The sequence below is a fragment of the Nostoc sp. UIC 10630 genome (genome assembly GCF_010747425.1).
Taxonomy (GTDB): domain Bacteria; phylum Cyanobacteriota; class Cyanobacteriia; order Cyanobacteriales; family Nostocaceae; genus Nostoc.
This window is the reverse complement of sequence record NZ_JAAGOG010000038.1, coordinates 37,813-48,450: the sequence shown is the minus strand read 5'-3', so window position 1 is coordinate 48,450 and position 10,638 is coordinate 37,813. Positions and strand designations below refer to the sequence as shown.

Below are 10,638 nucleotides of genomic sequence, written 5' to 3'. Positions count from 1 at the left end.
GAGTTGGGGGATAGTTTGCAGGGGGCGGGTTGAGGGCTTCGATTACTTGACGAACTGATTGATAGCGATCGCTTGGTCTGGCAGATAGCATTTTATCTAATACCTGTGCCAAAATCGGACTCACGTTTACTTCGCGTCGCCACTGCCAGGTAAGATTGTAGGTATCAATTAATTCTTGTGGCTGTTTCCCTGTCAGTAAAACCAACATTGTTGCAGCCAAAGCATATAAGTCGCTGTGGGGAGATACTAACCCAGTTTGCATCTGTTCTGGGGGTGCAAATCCAACCTTACCTAATAGGGTTGGTGATGGGGAAGATGCAACCATACCGGGTTGGTAATATTCGGAAGCTACGGTTGCTACTACTTGTTTGACACCGCCAAAATCAATTAAAACTGGCAGTTTGTCAACAGTACGAAGCATTAAGTTATCTGGAGAAATATCTCGATGAATTACTCCCAGTGAGTGGATGTATTCCAACACTGGCAAAATTTGCTGCAACAATTGGCGTACTTCTGCCTCTGTAAAGCGCAAACCCTGCTGTAACCGCGCATTTAACAAAGAATTGTAAGTTTCCCCTTCTACATAATCTTGTACCAAAAACAGATATTCTTTGCCCCCTAAGTTTAGCCGCAGCAGTTCCCGGAAGCGGGGAATTTGCGGATGTTGCAGTTTATAGAGAACACTCGCTTCTCTCTCAAACAGTTCTTCTGCTTTTTGAACAACGTAAGCGGTTTGAACTTGGGGGGAAAATTCTTTTAAAACACAAAGTTCGCGGAAACGGTTGACATCTTCGGCTAAATAAGTCCGTCCAAAGCCACCTTGGCCAATTTGACGCACAATTACATAGCGATCGCCTAAAGTTAGTCCCGGTTGGATACTATAACTCATGGGCGCACCCGACAATTTTTCACCACACTGGAGACAAAAGCGACTACCTGGGGAATTTTCATGTCCTTTATAACAATATATTTTGGTCATTTGTCATTGGTCATTTGTCATTGGTCATTTGTTATTCTTCCCTAGTCGCCAGTCTCCTTACTTGCCAGATTGTACTTTACTGACTTGATCGGCAGCGATCGCATACCAAATTTGACCGAAGGTCTTTTGATTCAGTTTCCCACGCTCCTGACCAGGAAACAACCGATCAAATTTTTCATTTGTGTCTTTGTTCAGTTGCTCAAGTGTATAGTTCCCCAATTGGCCGGATCGCACTTGTCGTCTCCATGTATCGTAATCTTTTTGACTATATTTACCTAATTTTTGACGAGCTTCTGTACTGAGCTTTGCCTGTTCTATTTTATTCAATAAATTGTCAGCGATACCAGACCATTCATCTCGTAAACCCGCGTCTTCAGGTTTAGATGTTAGGCTACGTCCTTTTAATTCTGGTTTTTTTGTATAAAATAAATCATCTACGAAGGGAATAAAAAATCCTTCAGTAATTTCTAGCTGTTGGCGACGACTGATAATTTCTTGGAGATTAGGGTTTTTTCCTTTGTCACTACCTGGTTTACCGCTTGGGAAGTGAGGAATTTGCGGTAACGAAATTGATGGGATAGTGATTGAAGATACGCTGCGAATGACTGCATTTACTACTCCCCAAGCACCTGCGCCGGTTAAGACAACTAAAGCTGTTCCCCCTAAACTCATCATAAAAGGACGAATCCAAAGAGGGAAAGATATCGGTTTAGCGATTGCTTGCGTTCTGTTCTGGAATCTACTCACAATAGCGCTGGCGCGTTGTCTTCCTGGAGCAACTACCATCGTTTTAATCTTGGTGGTAATCGAATTACCAGTTGATTTAATCGCACTTGACGATGGTAAATCTTTGAGGATTTGCTCGGCTCGTTGATAGCGATCGCTAGGTTTATAAGCTACCATCTTTTTTAACACCGCTTCTAGTTTGGGACTAACTCGGATTTGTTTTCCCCAACCCCAAATTCCCTGGTAGCTGTCGTATAATTTTTGCGGTTCTTGCCCTGTAAGCAACACCAGTGACGTAACCGCCAAAGAGTATAAATCACTACTAAAAAATGCTTTGCCTTGCCGTAGCTGCTCTTCTGGAGCGTAGCCTTTTTTACCCAGCAAAGTATTATTCCCAACCAACTTAGTCTGCCAAAAACCTTGAGAAGCAGGCAATTGCTTGACACCACCAAAATCAATCAGCACGGGTAGATTATCAGAACGCCGCCAAATTAAATTATCAGGAGAAATATCACGGTGAACAACATCTTGTGAGTGGATGTAGGCTAATACAGGTAAAATCTGTTGCAGTAGGGTGATTACTTCCTCTTCACTGAAAGTCTTTCCTTGGCTCTCGCGTTGTTCTAATAATTGGTAGTAATTGTCACCATCTACATAATCTTGTACTAGAAAGAAAAAATCTTTAGTGCCTATTTTCACTTGTAGCGAGGCGTGAAAACGCGGAATCTGTGGATGCTGGAGTTTTTTCAGAACATTGGCTTCTCGCTCAAATAACTCTTTAGCTTTTTGTAAATCTTGATGTTCTTGTACTTGGGGTGCAAATTCCTTCAGCACACAGGTTCGATGGGATTGACTTATATCCTCGGCCAAATAGGTGCGTCCAAAGCCGCCCTGCCCTAAATGACGGATAATTTGATAGCGATTATCCACAACCTGTCCCACAGCAAGAGGTAATGGTTCACCACAATGGGTACAAAAGCGGTTACTACCATTATTTGTGTGTTGTCTACTGCAATAGAGTTGCATGGTGCTGAAGGATAAATTAATGTTTTATTGGATGACTACAACGGGCATACCCTCATTTTCGGATATCCTACCAAACATTAGGAGATGGGTGTTCCTATAGTAAATCTATGTTGGTGAGAATCACTGGAGTTTTGCGGTATCAGATAACGGCTAGAATACTCACAGCAAATAATAGTGTTGGTTCTATTTTCAGGATAAACAACAAGCGTTATGAACTGCAAACCACGACAGCAGCGAGTAATTAAAGCATTTGAAGATTTTTTGTCTACTCCCCTAGAAACGATACTGCAACGGCATCTCACCACTCAAACTTCGACAGCTTTAACTTTATTTCATGATGTGGCGGCTAATGTACCTGCCTACAAAGCTTTTTTAGCAGAAAGGGAAATTAATCCCGCGACTATTCAAACCTTGGAGGAGTTTCAAAAACTCCCAGCGATCGCTAAACAAAATTATATACTGAGTTATCCCTTAGCTGACTTGTGCCGCAACGGACAACTAGAAGGGTGCGATATGATCGCCGCTTCATCGGGTTCTAGTGGTAAACCGACATTTTGGCCTCGTTTTTTCACAGATGAACTCCAAATCGCCACACGTTTTGAACAAATTTTTCACGATAGTTTTCATTCAGACACTAGACGTACCCTAGCAGTGATTTGTTTCACTTTAGGCACTTGGGTAGGTGGGATGTTTACCACTAATTGCTGTCGTTATCTTGCTAGCAAAGGTTATCTCATCACCGTAATTACTCCTGGTAACAACAAAGATGAAATCTTGCGAGTTGTCCAAGAACTAGGTTTAGCATTTGAACAAGTGGTGCTGTTGGGATACCCGCCATTTTTGAAAGATGTGATTGATACTGGTATCGATCGTGGTGTGGAGTGGCAGCAATATCAGATTAAATTAGTCATGGCGGGAGAAGTATTTAGTGAAGAATGGCGGAGTTTAGTTGGGGAACGAGTTGGTTCACAAAATCCTTGCTATGATTTTGCATCACTTTACGGCACTGCGGATGCAGGAGTTTTGGGTAATGAAACACCGTTAAGTATCTGCATTCGCCGTTTTTTAGCAATAAATCCCGATGCAGCTAGAGCTTTATTTGGCGAATCGCGTTTACCCACACTAGTACAATACGATCCTTTCACTCGCTTTTTTGAAGTTCACGATGGCGGATTGTTATTTTCGGGAGATAACGGTATTCCCTTAGTGCGTTATGACATTTTAGATACTGGCGGAATAATTAGTTATGATGCCATGCTGCAATTTTTAGCAGAATGGGGATTTAACCCGCTTGAAAATCTGCGTTCTGACACTCAAGAATTACCTAGAGGTATTCATCAGCTACCTTTCGTTTATGTTTTCGGTCGTTCTAACTTTACAGTTTCTTACTTTGGTGCAAATATCTATCCTGAAAATGTGACGGTGGGATTAGAGCAACCAGGAATTCAAGAATGGGTGACTGGTAAATTTGTTTTGCAGGTGAAGGAAGATGCAGATAAAAATCGATTTTTATCTGTGGTTGTGGAGTTAGCACCAGGGGTAGAGGGTAGTGAAGAGCGAAGACTTGCGATCGCATCTTCTATTCTTTCACAACTGCTCCGCCTCAATAGCGAGTTTGCTAATTATGTTCCCGCAGAATATCAAACACCACAGGTTACATTAGCGCCAATGGGGGATGCGGAATATTTCCCTATTGGGGTGAAACATCGTTATACGCGTCAATAGTACTAGAGAGGCAGTCCAGTAAAAATAGTTGACAAAAAAATAAGATTTTTATTCTTACTAACTGTACCTCATAACAGGAGGAAGCGCTGTAATTCCTCACATCGTAATAAAACAACTCTTACTTCTTTGAGTTCATCGATATGTTCATCTAGAAAACGCCGCAGCTTATCCTCTTGATCAACTAATTCCAGGCATTGGGGGAGTTTATGATGAGGAAATTCATGATGCTCATTGTGCAAATGATCTCCTTTTAAAAATCCCACCGAAACTGGGTGTACTACAACTTGCTCAATGCCAAAAGCTTTGGCACGGGAGGCTAAATAATAAGTGAGAGTGGGTGCTATTAATTTTTGCCAAAATGTTTTTTGGGGTACGCGAACTCCAGAGTGAAAATACAAACGCAAAACTGTCAAATTGTGCATTTCAATTTCTTCTCCTTGGTGTACAAATCCCCAAAAATGCAGATCATTGAATAAATGAATTTGTTTTCCAATCTTTTTTTCCAAAGTCCGAGCAGGTTCTAGGGATTGAGTAGCCAAACTCAGTCCTTCTTGCACAGGCATAAAATGGTACTTGCCTGAGCCAAGGCGCTGTGCATTATAAATACCAGCATGACCAGAAAAAATATAGCTCGCCACACAAGCGATACCAATAAAGACTCCCGACTCTAAACCAAAGAGTTCAATTCCCATGAAAGTTGAGGCTATTGGTGTATTTGCTGCTCCACCAAAGACAGCTACAAATCCCATGCCTGCAAGTAAAGGTGCAGGTAGCGCCAATATTAAGGACAAAGCATTGCCTAATGTTGCACCAATATAAAATAGAGGGGTTACTTCCCCTCCTTTAAAACCTGCTCCCAAAGTTAGAGCGGTGAAAGCTATTTTCTCAGCAAAATCCCACGGTGGTAATTGGGTGTTAAAAGCATCAACAATCGTAGGAATACCCAGTCCAATGTATTTTGTAGTTCCGACTGCCCAAACAGCCAATGCCACAATTAAGCCGCCGATGGCAGGGCGTAAAGGAGGGTAGGAGATTTTTTCTTTAAAAATGTGGTTGATTCGGTGAGTCAGCTTGGCAAAAATCATCGCGACAATTCCAAAGATTGCGCCAGCGATAATTGCTGAAATCAGCCCCATAACTGTGACTGTGGGGACAACGGGGGCGTGACGATATGCTGTATGGTGCAAACCCAACATTAAGGTAACGCGATCGCCTACGACTGCTGCAATTAAACAGGGAAAAAGTGCATCGTGTTGGATTTTGCCAATAGCTAAAACTTCTAAACCAAAGATGGTTCCAGCTAAGGGAGTCCCGAAAACTGAAGCAAATCCTCCACTTAAACCAGCCATTAATAAAATTCGCCGATCTGCGTGTTTGAAGTGGAATATCTTTGTCAACCGATCTGCGAGTGAAGCTGCTATTTGTAAAGCTGTACCTTCACGACCAGCTGAACCCCCAAATAAATGAGTTAGGTCTGTACCTAGCAAAACTAAAGGAGCCATCCGCAAGGGAATAATATCTTTGGGGTTATGAATTTCTTCAAGTAAAAGATTATTTCCTGCCTCTACTCGTTTGCCAAACCGATGATAAATCCAACCGCTTAAGAAGCCACCCAGTGGTAATAATGCAATTATCCAAAGATGAGATTCTCGCCAATTTGTTGACCATTCCAATGATGCCAAAAGCGCAGCAGAACCTATTCCGGAAAGAATACCAACTACAAAGGAGATGATTAACCATTTACTGAGTTGAGGTAAGGCAATTAACTGCTCTAACTGGCGTAATTTATTCATATTTAAATTACCTTAATTTTTGTAAGTTTAGCTTTATCTCTTTATGAGCCGAAGTAGATATCCCAAAAATCAGCTAATAAAATTGGCTGATTGATATAGTCTAGAACGAGCTAAAATTTTATCAATCAATTGACGATTTTTTAAAACTAAATAAATCTTCCTAATAACGTTAAAAACAGATAAATTATTTGCTGGTTTTATGCTGGTTATACCAATTCTCCAAAAGATGGCTACGGATAATGACGCTCTTACACGCAGACGCGGAGGTTGATCTGTTGCGAGATTATAGAGAATTGGTATTACAAATATGTATTTCTGATTTACAAGATTCAATACTAACTGACTCTCTGAGCTTTTAAGCAACGATTTCTGTGCAAGAGAGTTCTCTAGTAATTCTGCTAGTTTGAATGTGACAATATTGAAGTGTTTTTTGATATTCGCTTGAAAGTAACTCAGTAAAATTTTATTGTTAAAGCAGCAATCCTTGATTACCTTAATTATTAGAGATACTCCATCAGCCTGATTTAAAGCTGCTCTGGGTCTTTCTAAAAATAGACTCTTGAGAGTTTCTAGCCTTATTTTGATAACTCTAAAAAAAATTTTACCCACCTTACTTACCTCATCTTGGCTGATAATTCTTAGCTCTAATTACCTATCTTTTGACAGAAGGTTAATGTAGCGTTGAACTAGAAACTATCAGCCGTGAGGGCGGTTCTCTGGTTTTTCCAGAAGGCGAGTTTCATCACCACTTTCTTTGTAATACCAAAGTCTTCACTAATTTGTCAAGGAATTAGAGCAGTCAACTCTTTAACTTCTGTCTTCATTTGCTCCAGCCGTCAAAAATACCATCCATTTACAGGCTCCCAAGAACAACCAGAGGTAATTGAACACTCACTTTAGTACCTATCACGGTGTCAGATTCAATGGATAATTCTTCACCATGAGCATTGACAATACGTTTGGTAATGATAAGTTTCAGCCCTGTACACCAAATTTCGCATAGATGCAGCGATAAGACCATTCGGGAAACCTCAGAGCGCTTAGTCAGTGGTGTAGTGTTGAAGTATGGCAAAGACAGCCGGGAATACGAAATGACTGGTAGAGTACGCAAGAGCGATGCCTGCGTGGGCGTAGCCTGCCGCAGGCATTGCATCCTTGAAGATGGTGATTATCATAAAAAAGAATATAGCGTCTAATCCAGTAAATATAAGTTTTTTCTGTTTTCTAAGAATGGTGGTTAAGACGGGTAACATCTTGTACTTGTTTGAGCAGCTTTTTTGGACACTGTTGCATAGGGTGTTATGCTAAAACTTTATGTATATATATATGACAGAAAGGGGCTGTAATCCTCTATTTGTCGTCATTAAGAAAAAGATTATATGGAACCTTTCCGTATAATTAATAGTTAGGCATCGCCCTCGTTCTAATGAAGTGAGCTATCAAAGCAGATAAATTGCTGATTTGTTTATGCTCCAATCTTTTAAATAATTTGAAATTTCAGATTCTCCCATCTGCCTCATATCAAATTTGAAGTCAATGCAATTGTGGAGTAATTAATTTTCAATGAGTACACTGTATGACAAGCTTGGTGGCGCAGCAGCAGTTGATATAGCTGTAGAAAAGTTTTATGAAAAGGTTTTAGCGGATAAGCGGGTTCAAAACTTTTTTGCTCATACAAATATGCAGCAACAGAAGCAGCATCAAAAAGACTTTATGATCTATGCTTTTGGTGGTGCCCAGCACTGGAATGGTCGTACTATGAGAGAAGCGCATAAAGAATTAGTGGCTGAGATGGGCTTAACCGATAGCCATTTTAATGCGATCGCAGAAGATTTAGTTGCGACACTGGTTGAGATGGAAGTTCCCCAAACCTTAATTGACGAGGTAGTGCAAATTGTAGGCTCTACTGCTCATCGGAATGACGTCTTAAATCGGTAAGCTTGTCAGAACTGAGACTGTAATGAGCAACAAATAGGCATTATTCACGGTGAATGATGCCCATTGCTTTGCAGACGATTCAGTGTTGAATCAGCTTTAAACCACAAAAAACATCAAGATTCATAACACTCCTAAGTTGAAGTGTCACTAGTGAGAATACTATTAAAAGTAGGTATTCCATTAGTAGAAACTATCCTGGAAAAATAGTGTGAGGTTGAAGTAATGGATGAGCAGCATCGGTATTTGCAAATCGCCCTTGTTGTTGTTGGAATTGCTTTTCTCCTGATCTATCCGTTGATGAATATCTGGCCATCGGGCTGGTCATGGCAACCAGGTCAACACGAATACGAACAGATGATCGTCGGCATTTATGGGACGCTCGGTGTATTTTTACTACGGGCTTCTCGAAAACCAGAAGCGCATCTCAGTTTAATCTGGTTCACCGTCTGGTCGAGTTTTGTTCACGCATTGATCATGGCTGTACAGGCAGTGATTGACCCTGCGGAACATGGACACCTTGTTGGCGACATTCCAGCATTGATCTTGGTGGCAATTGTCCTTGGTTTCCTAGCGTCACGCGAAGTAGTGTCAGTGCATGAATGAGCGCGGTATAACAAATCATTTGAATTTTCCCCCTTTCCAATGCGAGAAGGGGCTTTATTCCTCAATCAACTCAAAATTAACTCGCTCGTAAATATCACGCAAGGTAATTTGAAATTCGATAGAATCTAATACTAAAACTGCATCTTCACCTTCATACTCTTTAAAAATCCATTGCCCTTCTGCTTGCTTTGCAAATTGTTCCACAGCAAAACTATACTGGTCAATCATAATATATTCCTGAAAACCAGGAATTGAACGATAATATTTAAACTTATCTGTTTTGTCATAATTTTTAGTTGAATTTGATAAGACTTCAACAATTAATAAGGGATTCGTAATAATTGTTGTACCTGTTCCCTCATAAATAGGCTTACCTTTGATGACTATAATATCAGGATAAGTATAAATGCGATGACGAGGTATTGATAATTTCACATCGCCTATGTAAATTTCATAATCTTGTCCTTGCACAGTCAGGGGAAACTTGCGACAAAAATTAAGTGCAATTTTGTTGTGGTTAATTGTTCCCCCTGTCATCTGTATAATTTCTCCGTCTCTGTATTCATTTTTATATTCAGCCTTTTCTTCCAATTCCAAATATTCTTCTGGGGTGTAGTAGTGCTTTTCTGTTTGTAAAACCATATTAATTAACTCATAAAATGAGGGAATGGATATGTTATCAATAGCGTAACGTACCCTAAAGATAGGGAAAATAAATATTTTTGTTATAAAAATACGGTTGCAGACAATGTAACAATAGCGATCGCAAGCAAATACTTTTAGCCATATCCACCAGTGAACGCCCCTACCAACATCTCTGCACAAACTCAGAATCGCAAAGCCGATCACATTCGGATCTGTTTAGAGGAAGATGTTCAGTCTCATCAAATCACCAATGGACTGGAACGTTATCGTTTCACCCATTCTTGCTTACCCGAACTGAACCATGACGATATTGATATCAGTACAGCTTTCTTGGGGAAACACCTTGGCGCACCTTTGTTAATTTCTTCCATGACTGGTGGAACAGAACAAGCCGCAATGATTAACCAACGTTTGGCCCAAGTCGCGCAGCATTACAAAATTGCAATGGGTGTTGGTTCCCAGCGAGTAGCGGTGGAAAAACCCCAGGTGGCTGATACTTTTGCTGTCCGCAAGTATGCGCCTGATGTTCTGCTATTTGCGAATCTGGGGGCTGTGCAACTTAACTATAAGTACGGCTTAGATGAATGTCTGCGGGTAGTTGATATCCTAGAGGCTGATGCCCTAATTTTACACATTAACCCTCTACAAGAGTGTATTCAACCCAAAGGTGATACTAATTTCCGGGGTTTGCTTGACAAGATTTCTACATTATGTTCTAAATTGCCAGTGCCAGTAATTGCAAAGGAAGTTGGTAACGGCATTTCAGCAGCGATCGCTAACAAACTCATTGCCGCCGGAGTAGCAGCAATTGATGTCGCTGGTGCAGGGGGTACTTCTTGGGCAAAGGTAGAAAGTGAACGGGCAGAAAATCCCTTACAACGTCGCTTAGGGAAGACTTTTGCCGATTGGGGTTTACCGACGGCAGAGTGCATTACAACTATTAGAGCGATCGCTCCAAATGTACCCCTAATTGCTTCAGGTGGTTTGCGTCATGGATTGGATGTTGCAGCTGCGATCGCCTTGGGAGCAGATATAGCTGGTTTAGCAATGCCTTTTTTGCAAGCAGCTGCAATATCAGAGACAGCAGTTGCGGAACTTGCTGAAGTATTAATCGCTGAAATCACCACAGCCTTATTCTGCACTGGCAACACCACCTTGTATAACTTAAAGCACTCTGGCAGTTTACAGCGCATAGAATAAATT

The 10,638-nt window shown here is 41.0% G+C and carries 10 protein-coding genes and 1 riboswitch; of the genes, 5 read left to right on the top strand and 5 right to left on the bottom strand.

Annotated elements, in window-relative coordinates:
* A partial coding sequence (locus tag G1O98_RS12200) for a serine/threonine-protein kinase (RefSeq protein ID WP_163929060.1) occupies nucleotides 1-979 on the bottom strand: 979 nt, incomplete at its 3' end.
* 57 nt (nucleotides 980-1,036) lie between these two features.
* Nucleotides 1,037-2,731 (bottom strand): serine/threonine-protein kinase, encoded by a 1,695-nt coding sequence (locus G1O98_RS12195; RefSeq protein ID WP_163929059.1) that lies wholly within the window; start codon nucleotides 2,729-2,731, stop codon nucleotides 1,037-1,039.
* Nucleotides 2,732-2,941: 210 nt separating this feature from the next.
* Between G1O98_RS12195 and G1O98_RS12190 the strand changes: the two genes are divergently transcribed.
* Nucleotides 2,942-4,456: a phenylacetate--CoA ligase family protein gene (locus G1O98_RS12190; protein ID WP_163929058.1), complete on the top strand. Its 1,515-nt coding sequence runs from the start codon at nucleotides 2,942-2,944 to the stop codon at nucleotides 4,454-4,456.
* A gap of 68 nt (nucleotides 4,457-4,524) precedes the next feature.
* Here G1O98_RS12190 and G1O98_RS12185 read toward each other — a convergent pair whose 3' ends face one another.
* Together G1O98_RS12185 and G1O98_RS12180 are read right to left on the bottom strand one after the other, a co-directional pair.
* Nucleotides 4,525-6,249: a voltage-gated chloride channel family protein gene (locus tag G1O98_RS12185; protein WP_163929057.1), complete on the bottom strand. Its 1,725-nt coding sequence runs from the start codon at nucleotides 6,247-6,249 to the stop codon at nucleotides 4,525-4,527.
* A 69-nt stretch (nucleotides 6,250-6,318) separates the two neighbouring features.
* Nucleotides 6,319-6,858 carry a hypothetical protein gene (locus G1O98_RS12180; protein WP_163929056.1) on the bottom strand — a complete coding sequence of 180 codons (540 nt, stop codon included), beginning with the start codon at nucleotides 6,856-6,858 and terminating at the stop codon, nucleotides 6,319-6,321.
* A gap of 71 nt (nucleotides 6,859-6,929) precedes the next feature.
* Nucleotides 6,930-7,005, bottom strand: a riboswitch (Fluoride riboswitch).
* A 209-nt stretch (nucleotides 7,006-7,214) separates the two neighbouring features.
* On the opposite strand from G1O98_RS12180, the gene G1O98_RS12175 reads away from it, so the two are divergent.
* From G1O98_RS12175 to G1O98_RS12165, 3 genes are all read left to right on the top strand, one after another.
* Nucleotides 7,215-7,445, top strand: a complete 231-nt coding sequence (locus tag G1O98_RS12175; RefSeq protein ID WP_163929026.1) for a hypothetical protein — start codon at nucleotides 7,215-7,217, stop codon at nucleotides 7,443-7,445.
* A 367-nt stretch (nucleotides 7,446-7,812) separates the two neighbouring features.
* Nucleotides 7,813-8,187, top strand: coding sequence for a group 1 truncated hemoglobin (locus G1O98_RS12170; RefSeq protein WP_163929055.1), 375 nt, complete (start codon nucleotides 7,813-7,815; stop codon nucleotides 8,185-8,187).
* A 222-nt stretch (nucleotides 8,188-8,409) separates the two neighbouring features.
* The gene (locus G1O98_RS12165; protein ID WP_163929054.1) at nucleotides 8,410-8,790 is read left to right on the top strand and encodes a DUF6632 domain-containing protein; all 381 of its coding nucleotides are present in this window, start codon (nucleotides 8,410-8,412) and stop codon (nucleotides 8,788-8,790) included.
* Nucleotides 8,791-8,844: 54 nt separating this feature from the next.
* Here the strand turns inward: G1O98_RS12165 and G1O98_RS12160 are convergent, their stop codons facing one another.
* Nucleotides 8,845-9,432: a Uma2 family endonuclease gene (locus tag G1O98_RS12160; protein WP_163929053.1), complete on the bottom strand. Its 588-nt coding sequence runs from the start codon at nucleotides 9,430-9,432 to the stop codon at nucleotides 8,845-8,847.
* A 153-nt stretch (nucleotides 9,433-9,585) separates the two neighbouring features.
* Here G1O98_RS12160 and fni point away from each other — a divergent pair, with 153 nt between their 5' ends.
* Nucleotides 9,586-10,635 carry a type 2 isopentenyl-diphosphate Delta-isomerase gene (fni, locus tag G1O98_RS12155; RefSeq protein WP_163929052.1) on the top strand — a complete coding sequence of 350 codons (1,050 nt, stop codon included), beginning with the start codon at nucleotides 9,586-9,588 and terminating at the stop codon, nucleotides 10,633-10,635.
* The last annotated feature ends 3 nt before the right edge of the window (nucleotides 10,636-10,638 follow it).